General features: G+C 59.7%; 15 protein-coding genes. 8 read left to right on the top strand and 7 right to left on the bottom strand.

The genetic code is table 11. From position 1 onward, the window contains the following. Positions 1-23 precede the first annotated feature (23 nt). From F8N12_RS23905 to F8N12_RS23890, 4 genes are all read left to right on the top strand, one after another. The gene (locus F8N12_RS23905; protein ID WP_150582573.1) at positions 24-1,784 is read left to right on the top strand and encodes an ATP-binding protein; all 1,761 of its coding nucleotides are present in this window, start codon (positions 24-26) and stop codon (positions 1,782-1,784) included. Further along, the gene (locus F8N12_RS23900) at positions 1,784-3,118 is read left to right on the top strand and encodes a sigma-54-dependent transcriptional regulator (protein ID WP_150582572.1); all 1,335 of its coding nucleotides are present in this window, start codon (positions 1,784-1,786) and stop codon (positions 3,116-3,118) included. The genes F8N12_RS23905 and F8N12_RS23900 overlap by 1 nt, the downstream gene beginning before the upstream one ends. A 298-nt stretch (positions 3,119-3,416) precedes the next feature. Beyond that, positions 3,417-4,739 (top strand): MFS transporter, encoded by a 1,323-nt coding sequence (locus tag F8N12_RS23895; protein ID WP_150582571.1) that lies wholly within the window; start codon positions 3,417-3,419, stop codon positions 4,737-4,739. Positions 4,740-4,990: 251 nt separating this feature from the next. Further along, positions 4,991-5,620 (top strand): flavin reductase family protein, encoded by a 630-nt coding sequence (locus F8N12_RS23890; protein ID WP_150582570.1) that lies wholly within the window; start codon positions 4,991-4,993, stop codon positions 5,618-5,620. Here the strand turns inward: F8N12_RS23890 and F8N12_RS23885 are convergent, their stop codons facing one another. Continuing rightward, positions 5,621-5,851: a hypothetical protein gene (locus tag F8N12_RS23885; RefSeq protein ID WP_150582569.1), complete on the bottom strand. Its 231-nt coding sequence runs from the start codon at positions 5,849-5,851 to the stop codon at positions 5,621-5,623. A gap of 40 nt (positions 5,852-5,891) precedes the next feature. Continuing rightward, positions 5,892-6,245: a putative quinol monooxygenase gene (locus F8N12_RS23880; RefSeq protein ID WP_150582568.1), complete on the bottom strand. Its 354-nt coding sequence runs from the start codon at positions 6,243-6,245 to the stop codon at positions 5,892-5,894. Between the two features lie 333 nt (positions 6,246-6,578). Between F8N12_RS23880 and F8N12_RS23875 the strand changes: the two genes are divergently transcribed. Further along, positions 6,579-7,508, top strand: a complete 930-nt coding sequence (locus F8N12_RS23875; RefSeq protein ID WP_150582567.1) for an AraC family transcriptional regulator — start codon at positions 6,579-6,581, stop codon at positions 7,506-7,508. 52 nt (positions 7,509-7,560) lie between these two features. On the opposite strand, the gene F8N12_RS23870 is transcribed toward F8N12_RS23875, so the two are convergent. Beyond that, positions 7,561-9,009, bottom strand: a complete 1,449-nt coding sequence (locus tag F8N12_RS23870) for an aldehyde dehydrogenase family protein (RefSeq protein ID WP_150582566.1) — start codon at positions 9,007-9,009, stop codon at positions 7,561-7,563. Further along, complete coding sequence (locus F8N12_RS23865) at positions 9,006-10,643, bottom strand: 5-guanidino-2-oxopentanoate decarboxylase (protein ID WP_150582565.1); 1,638 nt, start codon at positions 10,641-10,643, stop codon at positions 9,006-9,008. Before F8N12_RS23865 ends, F8N12_RS23870 begins: the two co-directional genes overlap by 4 nt. Positions 10,644-10,802: 159 nt before the next feature. Between F8N12_RS23865 and F8N12_RS23860 the strand changes: the two genes are divergently transcribed. Continuing rightward, positions 10,803-11,684 carry a LysR substrate-binding domain-containing protein gene (locus F8N12_RS23860; RefSeq protein ID WP_150582564.1) on the top strand — a complete coding sequence of 294 codons (882 nt, stop codon included), beginning with the start codon at positions 10,803-10,805 and terminating at the stop codon, positions 11,682-11,684. 513 nt (positions 11,685-12,197) lie between these two features. On the opposite strand, the gene F8N12_RS23855 is transcribed toward F8N12_RS23860, so the two are convergent. Continuing rightward, complete coding sequence (locus F8N12_RS23855) at positions 12,198-13,094, bottom strand: helix-turn-helix domain-containing protein (RefSeq protein WP_150582563.1); 897 nt, start codon at positions 13,092-13,094, stop codon at positions 12,198-12,200. Positions 13,095-13,275: 181 nt separating this feature from the next. On the opposite strand from F8N12_RS23855, the gene pobA reads away from it, so the two are divergent. Together pobA and F8N12_RS23845 are read left to right on the top strand one after the other, a co-directional pair. Continuing rightward, complete coding sequence (gene pobA, locus F8N12_RS23850; RefSeq protein ID WP_150582562.1) at positions 13,276-14,469, top strand: 4-hydroxybenzoate 3-monooxygenase; 1,194 nt, start codon at positions 13,276-13,278, stop codon at positions 14,467-14,469. A 75-nt stretch (positions 14,470-14,544) separates the two neighbouring features. Beyond that, the gene (locus tag F8N12_RS23845; protein WP_150582561.1) at positions 14,545-16,062 is read left to right on the top strand and encodes an MDR family MFS transporter; all 1,518 of its coding nucleotides are present in this window, start codon (positions 14,545-14,547) and stop codon (positions 16,060-16,062) included. A gap of 57 nt (positions 16,063-16,119) precedes the next feature. On the opposite strand, the gene F8N12_RS23840 is transcribed toward F8N12_RS23845, so the two are convergent. Then, positions 16,120-16,968, bottom strand: coding sequence for a cache domain-containing protein (locus F8N12_RS23840; RefSeq protein ID WP_150582560.1), 849 nt, complete (start codon positions 16,966-16,968; stop codon positions 16,120-16,122). Between the two features lie 558 nt (positions 16,969-17,526). Next, positions 17,527-18,393, bottom strand: coding sequence for an ATPase (locus F8N12_RS23835; protein ID WP_150582559.1), 867 nt, complete (start codon positions 18,391-18,393; stop codon positions 17,527-17,529). Positions 18,394-18,444 lie beyond the last annotated feature (51 nt).

Raw genomic sequence — 18,444 nt, 5'->3', positions numbered from 1 at the left:
GAACATTGTGTGTAACGCCCGGCATGTCTGAGCCCTCTCGTACCTTGCGCCTGGCGCTGTACACCTTGCTGATTTTCGCTGGCGCGATCCTCGTCGCGACCCTCGCCATCCGCCAGGCCGAGCGTCAGGCCCTGGTAGAAGACGCCGCCCGGGCAAGTCAACAATTGGACTTGTACGCCACTTCCCTGCACACCCTGATCGAACGCTATCGAGCGCTGCCCGCGGTATTGGCGCTGGACCCGGAATTGCGCTCGGCGCTCAACGGTCCGCTGACACCCCATCTGCAGGACGCGTTGAATCGCAAGCTGGAGAAAATCAACGGCGCGGCCGCCTCTTCGAGCCTGGAACTGCTTGATCGGACCGGGCTGGCCATCGCAGCGAGCAACTGGCGTCTGCCAAGCAGTTACGTCGGCCATAACTACGCCTTCCGTCCATATTTCATCCAGGCCCGAACGCAAGGTGCCGGGCGTTTTTACGCGGTCGGCGTTACGAGCGGGATTCCAGGATACTTTCTCTCCAGTGCAGTCACGGCCGACGATGGCCGCTTTCTCGGCGCCATGGTGGTGAAGCTCGAGTTCCCGGAACTGGAACGCGAATGGCGTCAGGGCAGCGACACCTTACTGGTCAGCGACGCACGGGGGATCATCTTCATCGCCAACCAGCCGGGTTGGCGCTACCGCCTGTTGAAACCGCTGAGCGACAGCGATCACGCAGAACTCAAAACCACCCGCCAGTACGACAAGCAAATCCTGACGCCGCTGCAATTTGAATCGTTGCGGCGCTTCGATGACAACAGTGACCTGGCACGCGTCGATGGCCCGGACGGTAGCGCCGATTACCTGTGGGAATCAGCGCCACTGGCCGCGCAGGGCTGGACATTGCACCTGCTGCGTCTGCCAAAAATTGCCTTCGAAGACACTCGTAATGCTGCCCTCGCCGCAGCCGGCCTCTGGCTGGCGCTAGTGTTTTTGCTGCTGTTCCTCAATCAGCGCTGGCGCTTGGCGAAAATGCGCCAGCGCAGTCGAGAAGAGCTTGAACAACTGGTCGAAAAACGTACCCGTGACTTGCGCACTGCGCAGGACAGCCTGGTGCAATCGGCCAAACTCGCGGCGCTGGGGCAGATGTCGGCGGCGTTGGCGCATGAAATCAATCAACCGCTGACCGCGCAGCGCATGCAACTGGCAACGTTGCGCCTGTTACTCGACCACGGTCGGGTCGACGACGCCTACAAGGCGCTCAAACCCCTGGACGACATGCTGATACGCATGGCTGCCCTCACCGGTCATCTGAAAACGTTCGCGCGCAAGAGTCCGAGCGGCTTGCGCGAACACCTGGACCTGGCGACGGTGGTCGATCAATCGCTGGAATTGCTTGATACTCGCCTGCGTGAGGAACAGGTGAGCACGGTCTTGCACCTGCAACGCCCGGCCTGGGTACGTGGCGATGCGATTCGCCTGGAGCAGGTCCTGATCAATCTGCTGCGCAACGCCCTCGATGCAATGCGCGACAAGCCCTGCAAACGTCTGGTAATCCGACTTCAAGCCGACGAAAAATTGTGGCGCCTGACGGTGGCCGACAATGGCGGTGGCATTGCTGAAGAACATCTGCCGAAAGTTTTTGATCCGTTCTTCACCACCAAACCGGTGGGCGAAGGACTAGGCATCGGTCTGGCCGTATCCTTTGCCATCGTGCACGAATCCGGCGGCCGCTTGAGCGCTGACAATCGCAACAGCGGTGCGGTGTTCACCGTTACCCTGCCCATCGATATGGAGACCCAGGCCTGATGCTGAACTCAGTGATGGTGGTGGACGACGAAAGCAGCATCCGCAGCGCTGTCGAACAATGGTTGAGCCTGTCGGGTTTCGAGGTGCAACTGTTCAGCCGCGCTGAAGAATGCCTTGCGCAGTTGCCGAGGCATTTCCCCGGCGTCATCCTCAGCGACGTGCGCATGCCCGGCATGAGCGGCCTGGAACTGCTCGCCGAAGTACAGCGCCGCGATGCCGACTTGCCGGTGATTCTGCTGACCGGCCATGGCGACGTGCCGATGGCGGTGGACGCAATGCGTGACGGCGCCTACGACTTTCTGGAGAAGCCGTTCAGCCCGGAAACTTTGCTTGGCAGTCTGCGCCGGGCTTTGGACAAGCGCCGGCTGGTTCTGGAAAACCGTGCCTTACACGAGCAGGCAGACAACCGCGCCAGACTCGATTCGACCTTGCTCGGCGTGTCTCGGGGTTTGCAGACGTTGCGCCGGCAAGTGCTGGAACTCGCGGCGTTGCCGGTGAACGTGCTGATCCGTGGCGAAACCGGCAGCGGCAAAGAATTGGTCGCGCGCTGCCTGCATGACTTCGGGCCGCGTGCCGACAAGCCGTTTGTGGCGCTCAACTGCGCCGCGATTCCAGAGCAGTTGTTCGAGGCCGAACTGTTCGGCCACGAGAGCGGCGCGTTTACCGGCGCTCAGGGCAAACGCATCGGCAAGCTGGAATATGCCGATGGCGGCACGCTGTTTCTGGATGAAATCGAAAGCATGCCGCTGGCGCAGCAGGTCAAGTTGCTGCGCGTGCTGCAGGAACAGAAGCTGGAACGGCTGGGGTCGAATCACAGCATCAACGTCGACTTGCGGATCATTGCAGCGACTAAACCGGATTTGCTCGACGAAGCACGGGCCGGACGTTTCCGCGAGGACCTGGCCTATCGCTTGAACGTCGCGGAATTGCGCTTGCCGCCATTGCGCGATCGTCGCGAGGATATTCCGCTGTTGTTCGAGTCGTTTGCCTACAAGGCTGCGCAGCGTCTGGGTCGTACACTGCCGCCGCTGACCGGGCCGCAGCTGAGCCATCTGTTGAGTCACGACTGGCCGGGCAATGTGCGTGAACTGGCGAATGTTGCCGAACGCCAGGTGCTGGGTCTTGATGAGCCTGCACCGGCACGCATCGACCCTGGCCAGTCGCTGGCGGCGCAGCAGGAAGCCTTCGAAGCGCACTGCCTGCGCGCAGCATTGACCCGGTATAAAGGCGATGTGAAAGCCGTGCTCGAAGAGTTGCAACTGCCGCGCCGGACTTTCAATGAAAAAATGCAGCGGCACGGATTGAGTCGCGAGATGTTCCTGCAGGACAGCTGAATTTTATGGCGCTTGATCTGGCCTCATCGCGAGCAGGCTCGCTCCCACATCTGAATTGCGGACACTGGCCCATTGTAGGAGCGAGCCTGCTCGCGATGAGGCAGCCCAGGCAACAAAACCCTGGAATCGATAAGCGATTTTCCGCTCACACGCACTGAAAAATAAGCGGATTTCCGCTCAAGTCATCCCCTTACCCCCTCTAAACCAGCCTTCTCTCCTTTGGCACAGCTCCTGCTATAGCCCACGCAGGCTGCGTTTCATTGCGCTCCACAAAAACAATTAAATGAAGGATCCTTCAATGGATAACTCCGCCACACTGCCCCAGGGGTCGGCTGCCGCGCCGGCCAAAGAAAGAACTACCGCCAGCCGGATCAAATCAATCTTCAGCGGCTCGGTCGGCAACATGGTCGAGTGGTATGACTGGTATGTTTATGCCGCGTTCTCCCTGTACTTCGCCAAAGCCTTCTTTCCGAAAGGCGACACCACCGCACAACTGCTGAACACTGCCGCAATCTTTGCGGTCGGCTTCCTGATGCGTCCGATCGGTGGCTGGCTGATGGGCCTTTACGCTGACCGTGCCGGTCGCAAAAAAGCGTTGATGGCTTCGGTCTACCTGATGTGCTTCGGCTCGCTCGTGATCGCCCTCAGCCCGGGTTATGAAACCATCGGCATCGGCGCACCGATCCTGCTGATTTTCGCCCGGTTGCTGCAAGGCCTGTCGGTCGGTGGCGAATACGGCACATCAGCGACTTACCTCAGCGAAATGGCGACCAAGGACCGTCGCGGCTTCTTTTCAAGTTTCCAGTACGTGACCCTGATCTCCGGCCAGCTCATTGCGCTGGGCGTATTGATCGTGCTGCAGAACACCCTCACTACCGAAGAACTGTACGCATGGGGCTGGCGCATCCCGTTCGCCATCGGCGCACTGTGTGCCGTGGTCGCGCTGTACTTGCGTCGTGGCATGGAAGAAACCGAATCCTTCACCAAGGTGCAGAAGGAAAAGAAAGAAAGCGCCATGCGCACCTTGATGCGCCATCCGAAGGAACTGATGACCGTGGTCGGCCTGACCATGGGCGGGACCCTGGCGTTCTACACCTACACCACTTACATGCAGAAATACCTGGTGAACACGGTCGGCATGAGCATTTCCGACTCCACCACCATTTCCGCAGCCACCCTGTTCCTGTTCATGTGCCTGCAACCGCTGATCGGCGGCTTGTCGGATAAAGTCGGTCGTCGTCCGATCCTGATCGCCTTCGGCGTACTCGGCACGTTGTTCACGGTGCCAATCCTGACCACCCTGCACACGGTCCAGAGCTGGTGGGGCGCGTTCTTCCTGATCATGGCCGCGCTGATCATCGTCAGCGGCTACACCTCGATCAACGCCGTGGTCAAAGCCGAACTGTTCCCGACCGAAATCCGCGCACTGGGCGTCGGTCTGCCATACGCATTGACCGTGTCGATCTTCGGCGGTACTGCTGAATACATCGCGCTGTGGTTCAAGAGCATCGGCATGGAAACCGGTTATTACTGGTATGTCACCGCGTGCATTGCCGTGTCGCTGCTGGTGTACATCACCATGAAAGACACGCGCACACATTCGCGGATCGAGACTGACTGAGTTCGCTGATGCAATACAGAAAGGGGCAGACCTTGGCGGGTCTGCCCCTTTTCTGTTAATTCCACAACCCGCCCTGTGGGAGTGAGCCTGGTCTGGGCGGCATTGCGACGATAGCGGTGAGTCATTCCGCATTGAGCTTGGCTGACAAACCATCGCGAGCAGGCTCGCTCCCACATTTGGACTTCATCACTGGAAATTATACGTTCGTCCTTGCACCATGAACGCCTCCAGATCCTCCCGGAATATATGCCATGCCCGACGATATCCATTTCTACGAACCCGCCAACGGCCACGGCCTGCCCCACGACCCGTTCAATGCGATCGTCGGTCCGCGCCCCATTGGCTGGATATCGTCCCAGGATGCCGAGGGTTGCCTGAACCTCGCGCCCTACAGTTTCTTCAACGCTTTCAACTACATTCCGCCGATCATTGGTTTCTCCAGCGTCGGGCGCAAGGACAGCCTGAACAACATTGAACAGACCGGTGAGTTCGCCTGGAACCTGGCAACCCGGCCGTTGGCCGAGCAGATGAACCAGAGCTGCGCCATGGTCGAGCCGCAGGTCAACGAATTCGAGTTATCCGGGTTGACGGCCGTCGCGTCGAAAATCATTCAGGTGCCACGGGTCGCCGAAAGCCCGGTGTCGTTCGAGTGCAAGGTCACGCAGATCATTCAACTGCAAAGGGCCGATGGCAACGTGGTGCCGAGCTGGCTGATTCTCGGCGAAGTGGTCGCCGTGCACATCGCCAGATGGCTGCTCAAGGATGGCGTATACGACACCGCCGCGGCAGAACCGATTTTGCGCGGCGGCGGCCCGGCGGACTACTTTCAGCTGGGGCCGGAAGCATTGTTCAAGATGTTCCGCCCGGGGGCGGTGAAGTAATTACCAGATCAGATCGCCGTCTTCGCTGACACCTTTCAAATGCGTCAGCTGAATGGCGGCCGCATCATCCGCGGCGGTGGCAGTGGTAAAAGTCTGGTCTTCCAGCACCTTGTTGAAGCGCGGCGTACCCGAACCACCGATGGCTTTGGTAGCGATAGCCGCGTAATAACCACCCTCGCGGGGCACTACGGCAGATACGGCTTCGAAGGTTTCAAAGGCTTTGCGTGCCATGTCGCGGATCCTGGATGATGAGAATGCAGCCATTAAACCCTCAACCCGCCATTTTGTGTACCCATGACTCGGTGTGGCCTCGAGCCTGTTCTGCTGACACATCCCTGAAAGTGTGAAAATCCAGGCTATTGACTACCATGCCTTGCACCAGCTCGGCGAACACCTGCATGGCCGGTGTGCTGAAATAGGTCGTCATTGCGTGTTGATTGACCCAGAAACCGGACACCAGCCACAACGCCGAATCGCATTGAGAATGTTGCAGGGAAAAGCTCAGGCAACCCGGCGCATTACGTGATGGCTCGATCAAGGCGCTGAGCCGCGCCCCGAGTTCCATCGAGCATCCGGCGCGGGCACGAACGAAGGCCATGTGACTGACGGGAATCTGCTTAGACATGTTCAACCCTCCCAGGTAGTCGACCGCAACCAAGGGACGGGCTGCGACAGGATCCAAGGTTAAGCGCGGCGCAGGCTTTGCGGTTAGTCGATTCCTGCCGGCTTTTTGCACAATCCTGCGCGGCGAAGATTCAGCATTCGTAACAACATGTAAATCCAGCGTCACATTAAAAACCGGGTTTTAAGCAAGTTTTGCGGAGGGTGGGCAACCTGAGTGAGTCCATTGATCGCCAACGTGCAGAATCAGGCAAGCTTCTCGCAGAATGTGTCTAGCGGTGCGCCTTGCACAAACATAAGCTCGGTCCATTCCATTGATACGCTGAGGATGCACTGCATGTCGTCGCTCGATCAAGTTCAAGCTGCGCTGGACACCGACATGGAAAAACAGCGCGCGGAGCTGGCGCAGATCATCCGCCGCAACACTCAGGACGATGGCAACTATGCCACAGGCGTCAGCTCGCTGTTCATGTCGCGGCACAGCAAATCACACGACTTCGCTTCGGTCCTGGCGCAACCGGCGCTTTGCATCATGGCCCAGGGTCGCAAAGAGGTTCGCCTGGCCGATGAGTTCTTCAATTACGACCCGCTCCATTACCTGGTGGTGTCGGTCTCGATGCCTTTGAGCGGGCGAGTGGTAAATGTCACTTCTGAAGAACCGATCCTGGCGGTACGGCTGGACATTGACCCAGCGGAAATTACCGCACTGATTGCCGACGCCGGGCCGCTTGGCGTACCGACTCGCCCCACCGGTCGCGGTCTGTATGTCGAGCGAATCGACACTGCGATGCTCGACGCAGTACTCCGCCTGGCGCGCTTGCTGGATGCGCCGAAAGACATCGCCATGCTCGCGCCGCTGATTCGCCGGGAAATTCTCTATCGTTTGTTACGCAGTCCGCAGGGCCACCGGCTGTATGAAATCGCCATCGCCAACAGCCAGAGCCATCGCATCAGCCAGGCGATCAAATGGCTCAACGGCCATTTTGAGCAACCGTTGCGGATTGATGATCTGGCCAGGGAAGTGAACCTGAGCGTGTCGACCCTGCACCATAGGTTCAAAGCGATGACAGCCATGAGCCCGCTGCAATATCAGAAGCAATTGCGCCTGCAGGAAGCGCGGCGCCTGATGCTGGCCGAAGGGCTGGAAGCTGCGGCGGCCGGGTATCGGGTGGGATACGAAAGCCCTTCGCAGTTCAGTCGCGAGTACAGCCGGTTGTTTGGCGCACCACCGTTGCGCGATCTGGCGCGACTGCGATTGACGGTTTGAGGGCCTGGAGTGATTTTTGCGAACAACGCCGACCCTGCGCGCCGTTAAAATCTCAGACCGCCCTGATCACGTGTTTTATTTCCTGAAATGCCTGCAAGCCCCAAGGGCCCAGCTCGCGACCAATGCTGCTCTGTTTGTAACCACCCCATGCTGTCTGCGGAAAGATCACTTGCGGCGCGTTGATCCACACCAGCCCCGCCTGCAAGTCGTTAGCGACCCGATCTGCAGTTTCAGCGTCGCGAGTGACCACGCTGGCCACCAGGCCAAACTGGCTGTCGTTGGCCAGGGCAATCGCCTGGGCTTCAGCAGCAAAGCTGCGCACGCAGATCACCGGGCCGAAGATCTCTTCGCACCACAATGCACTGTCCAACGGCACGTCAGTGAAAACCGTCGGCTGCAGAAAATATCCGCGGGAAAGATCCGCCGGACGATTGCCGCCGCAGAGCAGCCTGGCGCCAGCACTCAAACCGCGATCAATGTGGCCAAGCACGCGCTGGTATTGCGCTTGATTGACCAGTGCGCCCATTTCCACGTTCGGATCGAACGGATCAGCCACGCGGATGGCTTCGGCGCGGGTCTTCAAACGAACAAGAAATTCGTCCAGCCGTTCATCAGCGACCAGCACCCGGCTGGTGGCCGAACACATTTGCCCGGCATTGAAGAAACCACCGCCACAGGCCAGCTCCACGGCCAGTTCCATGTCGGCGTCTTTGAGCACCAGCAGCGAGGATTTGCCGCCCAGCTCCAGGCTTACGCCCTTCACACTTTCGGCCGCCCGCTGCATCACCTGCACGCCGACCGCGTTGCTGCCGGTGAAGGATATTTTGGCAATGCGCGGGTCAGCCGACAGCGGCGCGCCGACAACGAGGCCAGTGCCACAGACCAGATTGAACACACCTTTGGGCAAGCCTGCGTCGGCGATTATTCGGGCCAGTTGCAGCTCCGGTAGCGGCGTCACCTCGGAGGGTTTTAGCACCACGCAGCAACCGGCCGCCAGCGCCGGGGCGAGTTTCCACGCGGTGGTCACCATGGGGAAATTCCACGGCACGATCAGCCCGACCACACCGCAAGGCTCGCGACGCAGGCGCGCACTGAAATCCTCGTTCGGCAACTGCACAGCGTTGTCCTGCTGCGCGTCGAGTGCCTCGGCCAGCCCGGCGTAATAGTCGAAAGTGGCGATCACGTCGTCGACGTCGATGGCCGCTTCGAACAAGGGTTTGCCATTGTTGCTCGATTGCACATTCATCAGCTGTTCACGGGCGGCCTGCACGCCCGCCGCGATCTTGCGCAGGATCGCGCCACGGTCGGCGCCGGTGGTTTTCGACCATTCGCTGAACGCGGCCGTTGCGGCTCGCACGGCTTGATCGACGGCTCGGGCATCGCCGCCGTTGACGGTGGTCAGCAGCGCTTCAGTGGCCGGGTTGATCACGCGCAGATGCTCGCTGCCGGCCGACCATTGACCATCGATAAACAGTCCTTGCAGATTCGTCGGGAAATTCATTTCGCCACCGCCTTCATCCATTGCGCTTGATCGATTTCAATCAGCGTCGGGCCCTGGCGATCGGCTGCACTACGCAGCGCGTGACGCAATTGCTCGACACCGTCGACCGCTTCAGCCGCGCAGCCGAGCGCTTTGGCGACGCCGATGAAGTCCGGGGTGTAGATGTCCACGCCGACCGGCTCGATCGCGCGGTTGACCATGTACTTTTTGATTTCTTCGTAGCCCTGGTTATTCCACAGCAGGACAATGACCGGTGTTCGCGCTTCGACGGCGCTCGCCAGTTCCGGCAAGGTGAATTGCAGGCCGCCATCACCAATCAGACACACCACTGGAGGACACACGCCGTTGTCGCAGCTGCCGCCGAGCCAAGCGCCTATCGCCGCCGGCAACGCGTAACCAAGGGTGCCGTAACCGGTGGACGAGTTGAACCAGCGACGCGGACGCTGCGGGTTGAAGGTCAGGTTGCCGGTGTACACCGGTTGCGTCGAATCGCCGACGAAGACGGCGTCTGGCAACTCCTGCAGAACGGTTTCCAGGAAGCGGGTCTGGGCCAGTGTGGGTGCATCCCAGGTGGCGGCGAGTTCGTTGCGCAAGCGAGCGGCGCGCGCCTGGCCCCAATCGCTGCGGCGCTCGGCCAGCGACGTCTGCAACAACGCACTCAGCAACGCCTGGGCGGCGTTGCGCGAGTCGGCCACCAACGCTACTTGCGGCGGGTAGTTACGCACGGTCTGGTCCGGGTCGATGTCCACGCGCAGCAGTGCGCCGGGAATCTCGAACCCGCCCGCGAAAGTGACGTCGTAATCGGTCTCGGCCAGCTCGGTGCCGATCGCCAATACCACATCAGCCTCGGCCACCAGGGCGCGCGTGGCAACCAGGCTCTGGGTCGAGCCGATGAGCAACGGATGGTTGGATTCGAGCATACCTTTGGCATTGATGGTCAGGGCCATCGGGGCGTCCAGCAATTCAGCCAGCTCAGTCAGCTCGGCCGCCGCTTCGATCGCACCGCCACCGGCGAGAATCAGGGGGCGTTTTGCCGTGGCGAGCAATTTGCTCATACGCCCGATTGCGCTGGGCGAAGCGCCCGCCCGGTCAATGTTCACCGGGCGACTGGCGAGCAGTTGGTCGGCGTCTTCCACCAGCACGTCCAGCGGAATTTCGATGTGCACAGGACGCGGACGACCGGCCTGGAACAAGGCAAACGCTCGCGCCAGCACCCCCGGCAATTCCGCCGCCGACATCAAGGTGTGGGAAAACGCCGACACGCCAGCGACCAGCGCACTCTGGTTCGGCAGCTCATGCAGCTTGCCGCGACCGCCGCCTAACTGGCCGCGCGTTTGCACACTGGAAATCACCAGCATCGGGATCGAGTCGGCGTAGGCCTGGCCCATGGCCGTGGTGATGTTAGTCATGCCCGGCCCGGTGATGATGAAGCACACACCCGGTTTGCCACTGGTGCGCGCGTAGCCATCGGCCATGAAACCGGCGCCCTGCTCGTGGCGCGGCGTCACGTGGTTGATGCCCGAACCAGCGAGCCCGCGATACAGTTCCACGGTATGCACGCCGGGGATGCCGAATACCTGTTCGACTCCGTAATCCTCAAGTAACCTGACCAATACTTCGCCGCACGTCGCCATGTCTATGCCCTTCTTGTTCGTTTGGGACGCCGGGCCTGCACACTGTTCATGATGATTCGGCAGATCCGGCAATGGCCTCATTGGAACGGGCGACAGGTAGCCGCAACAATGGATAAAAAGTCATACTAGCCATGTTGTCACGTCATACCTCGGATCCCCATGAAACGATTGCCTCCCCTGCCAGCGCTGCACACTTTTCTGATCACGGCGCAATGCTGCAACTTCACCCGCGCGGCAGAGCAACTGCACATCACCCAAGGTGCGGTGAGCCGACAGATCGCCGGCCTGGAAGATCATCTGGGTTATGCGTTGTTCATTCGCCAGGCGCGCGGTTTGCAACTGACAGCTGAAGGGCGTGAATGGTTACCGAGCGTGCAGCAGGCCTTCGTATTGATCGACGAAGCGGTGCAGCAAATTGGCGAAAGACGCGAAACCCTGCGCCTGAAAGCGCCTACCTGTGTGATGCGCTGGTTATTGCCAAGGCTGATGCAATGGCAAAAAGAGCGTCCCGATGTGCCGGTGCAACTGACCAACACGATCAGTCACGGAGTGGATTTTCATCGTGAGCAGTTCGACGCGGCGGTTGTATACGGTCCCCCGCCGGATACCGCGCTGAGCTCCTTTCATTTGTTCGACGAACAACTGACGCCCGTGTGTTCGCAGCCGTTGCTGGACGGCGCGGTGCCGCTGCGCACGCCTGAGGATCTGCAGCAGCATCTGTTATTGCACCCGACCCGGGACGAACGCGACTGGAATGCATGGCTGAAAACGGCCAACGTGCAGTTGAGCAATGTCAGCATGGGCCAGCATTTCGAAACGCTGGACCTGGCCATGTCAATGGCCTCGCAAGGCACCGGTGTGGCAATCGGCGACTGGTCGCTGATCGGCGATGACCTGAGCGCAGGCCGGCTGGTGATGCCGTTTGATTTGAAGGTGAAGACGGGGTTGGCATACTACCTGGTGTTTCCGCAGAAGCCTGGGCCTTCAGGGAAGTTGCGCGAATTGATGGGGTGGCTGGTGGAGCAGGCGCAATCGCGCTGAGGGTTGGAACGCCGCAAGGCAGGCTCGCCTCCCACTGACCAAAGCATTTCGCAGGGTGTACATATCCGTTTCTTCGGTGAGGGCATACATTGGTTTCGCTTTTACAGCGAGTCACTTGGAGAAGCACCAAGTAACCAAATGCTCTTGCCCCTGACGTCCGGTGGCTCGCTTAGGCTCGCCATGCCTTCGCGAGCAAGCCCGCTCCCACAGGGGCTCATCAGCGTTCTGAATGACCGCATAGAAGCAACCCCTCTTCCACTGGCAACTCCCACACGCTGACCTAAACTGAAAGCAGTACCCACGGGTATTCGTTCAGAGGTCTACGCCATGAACATCAAAACAAGAAGGTATCTCACGATTTTCATCACCTGCGCGGCCACATTGGCGCTATACGGGACCGCAGCCTGGCGGGTGGAGCAATTGCGACAACTGCCCCGTGAATACGCGAGTTGTAACGTCGAGCGCTGCATTCCCCACAACGCGACGCTCAACGCCCTTCGCTAGCGGAAGGCATCAGATGTCGTTCTCCGACTCGGCCTTCAAGCGGTCGCGAAAAGCCTTTGGCGAAATTCCCACCCGGCGGCGGAACAGGCGCGTGAAGTTGGTCGGATCGGAAAAACCCAATACGTCGGACATTTCGTAAATGGTCATGCTGGTGTAGGTCAGCAGACGCTTTGCTTCAAGCAATTGGCGCTCATGCATGATTTGTAACGCTGGCTGCCCGGCCAGCTCACGGCACGTGCCGTTTAGGTGTGAAACGGAAATCCCCAGGCGATGCGCGAGATCCTCGACCTTTACGTGCTGGCGATAGGTTTCTTCAACCAGTTTAATGAAACCATTGAGGTACTCCCTCGCCCGCTGCGGCCTTTGACTGGCCTTGTGACGCTCAATCACCTGCCGACTGACCCAGACCATGATCACGCTGACCAGCGCATGCATCAGCATCTCCCGCGCCGGTTGATGACCAGTGTATTCAATCTGCAGTGCGCAGAACTGGCTGTTCAGATAGTCACTGTCCATACCCGCCGGGTAGCTTTGCGCATGCGCCAATGCGTTTATCGAGTTGCCCAGTTGCGACTGAAGATGGGCTACCAGCGGCGCTGCCAGCGTCACGACATACCCTTCGACATCCTCGGAAAATCGGTAGCCATGTACCGACAACGCCGGCAACACCAATACTGTCGGCTCGTTCAGCTGCGTACGTTTGCCTTCGATTTCAAGCTCTGCCTGACCTTTGAATACGAACAGCAATTGTGACAAATCGGCGTGGCGGTGGGGTTTGATCTCCCAATGGTGTTCGCGGCTACGCGCGGAAATGGTTTCACAGTGCAACAAGTCCGGGGTGGGCCAGTCCAGGCTTTCGCCGTAGAGCTTGAACACCGGGATGGAAGGCAGGTCAGGCTTGTTCATAACGTCAGTCCAGGCCTCTGGGGGATGACGGGCGATAATCGCACCGATTGGCAGAATGTGCAGCTTTCGGCTCAGTTTTCACCTTCAATTGCCGAACTCGCAAGGGAAAAATGCAAGCACTCGATCCATAAACGATCTTCCACCGACTCGAGTTGCGTGGACCTTGCGAGCCATAAAAATAATGAAAACGCTTAAAACTCAAATCGCCATCATCGGCGCCGGTCCCGCAGGCCTGTTGCTCGGCCAACTGCTGCATAACGCCGGAATTGACACCCTCATCCTTGAACGCAAAACCCCAGATTATGTGCTCGGGCGAATTCGCGCAGGAGTGCTGGAGCAAGGCATGACCGAGCTGTTGCGGCAAGCCGGCGTAGGTCAGCGCATGGACGCCGAAGGTTTGCTGCACGATGGCTTCGAACTGGTGCTTGGCGGACGGCGCGTGCACATTGATCTGCACGGTTTGACCGGCGGCAAAAACGTCATGATTTACGGCCAGACCGAGGTCACCCGCGACCTTATGGCCGCCCGTCGGGACGCGGGTGCGCAGACGATTTATCAGGCAAGCAACGTTCAGCCCCACGGCATGAAAACCGCTGAACCCTATGTCACCTTCGAGCAGGACGGTGAAACCTGGCGGCTTGATTGCGATTACATCGCCGGTTGCGACGGCTTTCACGGTGTGGCGCGGCAGTCGATTCCGAGCGATTGCCTCAAGGTGTTCGAAAGGGTCTATCCGTTTGGCTGGCTGGGTATTCTGGCCTACACGCCACCGGTCAACGAGGAACTGGTTTACGCTCGTCACGAACGCGGCTTTGCCCTGTGCAGCATGCGTTCGCCAAGCCGTACCCGGTATTACCTGCAGGTGCCGACCGGAGACAACGTCGAGGACTGGTCCGATCCTCGCTTCTGGGATGAGCTCAAGGCGCGTCTGCCTGCTGAACTGGCGGCGGCGCTGGTGACAGGTCCTTCGATTGAAAAAAGCATCGCGCCGCTGCGCAGTTTTGTCGTCGAACCGATGCAGTACGGGCGCATGTTTTTGCTCGGCGACGCCGCCCACATCGTCCCGCCGACGGGCGCCAAGGGCCTGAACCTGGCCGCCAGCGATGTCAGTACGCTGTTCAATATCTTGCTGAAGGTCTACCGCGAAGGCCGCATCGATCTGCTCGATACATACTCCGAAGTCTGCCTGCGCCGGGTCTGGAAAGCCGAGCGGTTTTCCTGGTGGATGACCTCTATGCTGCACCGCTTTGACGATCATGATGCTTTTAGCCAACGCATCGCCGAATCGGAACTGGATTACTTCGCCGACTCCGAGGCGGGTCGAAAAACCATCGCGGAAAATTACGTCGGACTCCCGTACGAGGCTATCGAATAGCCTGCTACCGACTTACACTGGCGAGCACTCGCCCGCTCGCCTCACCTTGCGGGAATCACTGCCCGCAGGTTTATCGTGACCACTCTCACTCAGCCCGACTCGCCAAAACCGGCCATTCGCAGCGTACTGATCGCCCTGATGCTGGCGATTTTTCTAGGCGCGCTGGATCAAACCATTGTCGCGGTTTCAATGCCGGCCATTTCCGCGCAATTCAAGGATGTCAGCCTGCTGGCCTGGGTGATTTCCGGATACATGGTGGCGATGACCGTGGCCGTGCCGATCTACGGCAAGCTCGGCGATTTGTACGGCCGCCGCAAACTGATGCTGTTCGGCATGGCCGTGTTCACGATCTCCTCCCTGTTTTGCGGCATCGCCCAGAGCATGGAGCAACTGGTCCTGGCGCGAATCGTTCAAGGCATCGGTGCAGGCGGGATGATTTCGGTCAGCCAGGCGATCATCGGCGACATCGTGCCCCCGCGCGAGCGCGGCCGCTATCAGGGCTATTTCAGCAGCATGTACGCAGTGGCCAGTGTCGCCGGGCCGGTACTCGGCGGCTACATGACCGAGTATCTGTCGTGGCGCTGGGTCTTCCTGATCAATTTGCCGCTAGGCCTTGGCGCCCTGCTGGTCGCTCATCGCACGCTGGTCGGCTTGCCAGTGCCGCAACGTAAACCGGTGATTGACTACCTGGGCACACTGCTGCTGATCATCGGATTGACTGCCTTGTTGCTGGGTATTACCGAGATCGGTCAGGGCCATGCCTGGCGCAGCGCCGAAGTGCTGGGCTTGCTGGTTTGCTCAGTGATCTTCCTCGCGCTGTTCGTGTGGCATGAGCGTCGTACCCGCGAACCGCTGCTGCCCATGCATCTGTTTGCCAATCGCAGTGCAGTGTTGTGCTGGTGCACGGTCTTTTTCACCAGTTTCCAGGCGATCTCGCTGATCGTACTGATGCCGTTGCGCTTTCAGAGTGTCACCGGCGATGGCGCCGACAGCGCGGCGCTGCACCTGCTGCCCCTGGCCATAGGATTGCCGATCGGAGCCTACTTCGCCGGACGCCGGACGTCGGTGACCGGTCGCTACAAACCCATGATTCTCTCAGGCGCCCTGCTCATGCCGATCGCCATCCTCGGCATGGCGTACAGCCCGCCGCAGGCACTGCTACTCAGTAGCCTGTTCATGTTGCTCAGTGGCATCGCCGGCGGCATGCAGTTCCCGACCTCTTTGGTCGGCACGCAAAATTCGGTTGAGCAACGGGACATCGGCGTGGCCACCAGCACGACCAACCTGTTCCGTTCTCTCGGTGGCGCGGTGGGGGTCGCATTGATGTCGGCGCTGTTACTAGCGTTGTTGCAGGATTCCAGTTTCGCCCACTTGACCGGGTCGGCTTTAATGGCTGAGGGCAGTTCCGGCAATGTCTTGCTCGACGGTTTGAATGCGGCGCCCGGGGATGCGCGCAATGCTTTGCGTGCGGAGTTATTGCTGACCTTCCGCCACTTGCTGATGGTCAGTGCGGCGGTGTCCTTGCTGGGCCTGGCTGCTGCGACAGTGATGCCAGACAATGTGCTGCGAGGGCGAGAGGATAAAGTTCGATAAGTCGAGTTGCCCGCTGTCGCGGCACGCTCGCAACAGCGGTATTGCAGGCACCGCAAATCAAGGGCTGTAATAACCCACCGCCACCAGGAAGTGCCCGACCTTTTTCAGGTAAGCGTGTTTGTCCTCGACCTTGCCGGTCACCGGATTCTTCCAGCGGTAGGCGTATTCGCCGTGATCCTGCCTGGCAATCAAAGCCAGAATCGGCTCGCCCACGGGTTTGCCCTCTGGATCCTTGATCTTGTTGAAATCGGTGTTGATCAAGCGCAGGTTGGTGCCATGGGCGACGTAGCGCTGAGTGTCCAGATCGACGACGAATACATAGAGGTCGTCCTGCAAGTACCCACCCTTGAGCGAGTTGATTGCAGTCAGCGTGCCCTTCTCGTCCTTGGTCAGATCCGTCGCCGCTTCGTTCAACAAGGCCATGGCCTGCTCCGCCGAAGCTCGCGGCAAGTAATAACCCACAGCCAGAATGCGTTCGCCGATGCGTTGGTAGTACACGCGCTTGCGCTCGACCTTGCCATCGGACCAGTTCTGCCAGCGGTATTCAGCCTGCTGAATGCCATTGGCTTCAGGCACTTTCAAGGCTTCCTTGAATGCTTTCTGCACATCCGGCCCGAGCACATCCGAAACATCACGCCCGATCAACGCCGAAGACGGGCCGCCGCTCGCGAGCATGACGCCTTTGGTATCGACAACAAAAACGTAACGGTCCTTGTCGACGAATTCACCCTGACGACTGAACGCCGCGAACGCTTTGTCGCCGTTATCGTGATAGTAGGCCAAGGCCTTTTCCAGCAGGGCCCGCGCGGCCTGACTGTCCTCCTGCTCAGTCCCGGCCGCCTGAGCCTGGCCGAGGCACAGCAACAGCATCCCGCCCAACAGGATCAACTTGTGCAAAACCGCCATTGCGCATTCCCCTCGTTCTTATCGGTGTCAGGAGAGCGTAGACGGTTGGCGAAATGTATGGAGGTTGAGCAACATCCAGAATGGATTGGCTGCCCGACCTCACGCCTGGTTTGAGATAGCTCCCCGAGCTATGTCCGTAGCAGCTGCCGAGCCTGCGAGGCTGCGAGCCTTCGTCTGTAGCAGCTGCCGAGCCTGCGAGCCTGCGAGCCTTCGTCCGTAGCAGCTGCCGAGCCTGCGAGCCTGCGAGCCTTCGTCCGTAGCAGCTGCCGAGCCTGCGAGGCTGCGAGCCTTCGTCTGTAGCAGCTGCCGAGCCTGCGAGCCTGCGAGCCTTCGTCCGTAGCAGCTGCCGAGCCTGCGAGCCTGCGAGCCTTCGTCTGTAGCAGCTGCCGAGCCTGCGAGGCTGCGTCCGGCTGCGCAGGCTACGTCAGACCAGTCGCTCGGTCATGCCAAATACTTCATCAGGACAGCCAGTTGACGACTGCTTCGCAGCCGGACGCAGCCTCGCAGGCTCGACAGCTGCTACATAAGGCGCAGCTGTGGCGTGCGGCGTTGGTCGGGCTAAGGCTTCGCCCGCAGCTGCTGCTGCAGATTCTGAATCTGCGCTTGCAGCGTATTGATGCTTCGAGTGACCTGGCCGCGAAACGCATCGAACTCGGCCGTGCTGGCCGCGCCTTGGGCCGGGCGATTGTCCTGCTGGCTTTTCAACACGATGATGTCTTGTTCGAGCCGCTCAATGGCCGCGCCCGGGTTGCCCTGTTTTTTCAGGGCGACGATATCGGCACCAATGCTTTTAAGTTGGGCGTCATATTGTCCGCTGTCAGCGGTGGCGGTTTTCAACGCGGTCAGTTCGCCAGTCAGGGTTTTAACCTGCGCCTGCAACTGGGTATTGACGGTCTGCTGCTCGGTGTTCTGCGCCGTAAATTGCGCGAGGCGCTTGTCCAGATCAACGGTTTGCGTAGTCATCTGCGCCAGTCGTTTGTCCAGTTCCGAGGCCTGGCCCGCCACGCCCTGTTGCTGTTGGCTCTGATCCTGCAGTCGATTTTCCAGCTGTTTGATTTGCAGCTTCAATGCTTCGCTGTCGCTGCTGACATTGGTTTGGCTGGCGACGACCCGGCCAGAAATGTCCTGCAAGCGCCCAGCCGCTTCCTCACTGATTCTCGCGAAGCTTTCCTGCGTGGCGACCAGTTGCTGCTCCATCAGCGAAATCTGCTGGAAACTCCACCAGGCGAGGCCGGCGAACGCGAAGAACAAGGCGCCGACCAACGCCCACAGTGGACCGGTGCTGGGGGCCTTGACCTTGACCACCGGCGCGGTGCGCGAATGCACGCTGTTGCGCGAATTGGTCGGGAAATCGTCATCGAGGATGTCGGCACGCAGGCTCGGCACGTTGTCGAAATCGTCGTTGGCATCGTTACGCATGGGCATTCAGTCAACCTTTGTAAAACATGGTGATGGCTTGATGCGACGAGTATAACC

The organism is Pseudomonas fluorescens (assembly GCF_902497625.1).
Classification (GTDB): domain Bacteria; phylum Pseudomonadota; class Gammaproteobacteria; order Pseudomonadales; family Pseudomonadaceae; genus Aquipseudomonas; species Aquipseudomonas fluorescens_BQ.
This window is presented reverse-complemented; position numbering and strand designations above follow the sequence as displayed.

Excerpts from the sequence above, each read along its gene's own strand:
- pobA (WP_150582562.1), top strand. The coding sequence starts at position 13,276 with ATGAAAACGCTTAAAACTCAAATCGCCATCATCGGCGCCGGTCCCGCA.
- F8N12_RS23855 (WP_150582563.1), bottom strand. The coding sequence starts at position 13,094 with ATGAACAAGCCTGACCTGCCTTCCATCCCGGTGTTCAAGCTCTACGGC.
- F8N12_RS23860 (WP_150582564.1), top strand. The coding sequence starts at position 10,803 with ATGAAACGATTGCCTCCCCTGCCAGCGCTGCACACTTTTCTGATCACG.
- F8N12_RS23895 (WP_150582571.1), top strand. The coding sequence starts at position 3,417 with ATGGATAACTCCGCCACACTGCCCCAGGGGTCGGCTGCCGCGCCGGCC.
- F8N12_RS23875 (WP_150582567.1), top strand. The coding sequence starts at position 6,579 with ATGTCGTCGCTCGATCAAGTTCAAGCTGCGCTGGACACCGACATGGAA.
- F8N12_RS23890 (WP_150582570.1), top strand. The coding sequence starts at position 4,991 with ATGCCCGACGATATCCATTTCTACGAACCCGCCAACGGCCACGGCCTG.
- F8N12_RS23865 (WP_150582565.1), bottom strand. The coding sequence starts at position 10,643 with ATGGCGACGTGCGGCGAAGTATTGGTCAGGTTACTTGAGGATTACGGA.
- F8N12_RS23905 (WP_150582573.1), top strand. The coding sequence starts at position 24 with ATGTCTGAGCCCTCTCGTACCTTGCGCCTGGCGCTGTACACCTTGCTG.
- F8N12_RS23840 (WP_150582560.1), bottom strand. The coding sequence starts at position 16,968 with ATGGCGGTTTTGCACAAGTTGATCCTGTTGGGCGGGATGCTGTTGCTG.
- F8N12_RS23880 (WP_150582568.1), bottom strand. The coding sequence starts at position 6,245 with ATGTCTAAGCAGATTCCCGTCAGTCACATGGCCTTCGTTCGTGCCCGC.
- F8N12_RS23885 (WP_150582569.1), bottom strand. The coding sequence starts at position 5,851 with ATGGCACGCAAAGCCTTTGAAACCTTCGAAGCCGTATCTGCCGTAGTG.
- F8N12_RS23870 (WP_150582566.1), bottom strand. The coding sequence starts at position 9,009 with ATGAATTTCCCGACGAATCTGCAAGGACTGTTTATCGATGGTCAATGG.
- F8N12_RS23835 (WP_150582559.1), bottom strand. The coding sequence starts at position 18,393 with ATGCCCATGCGTAACGATGCCAACGACGATTTCGACAACGTGCCGAGC.
- F8N12_RS23900 (WP_150582572.1), top strand. The coding sequence starts at position 1,784 with ATGCTGAACTCAGTGATGGTGGTGGACGACGAAAGCAGCATCCGCAGC.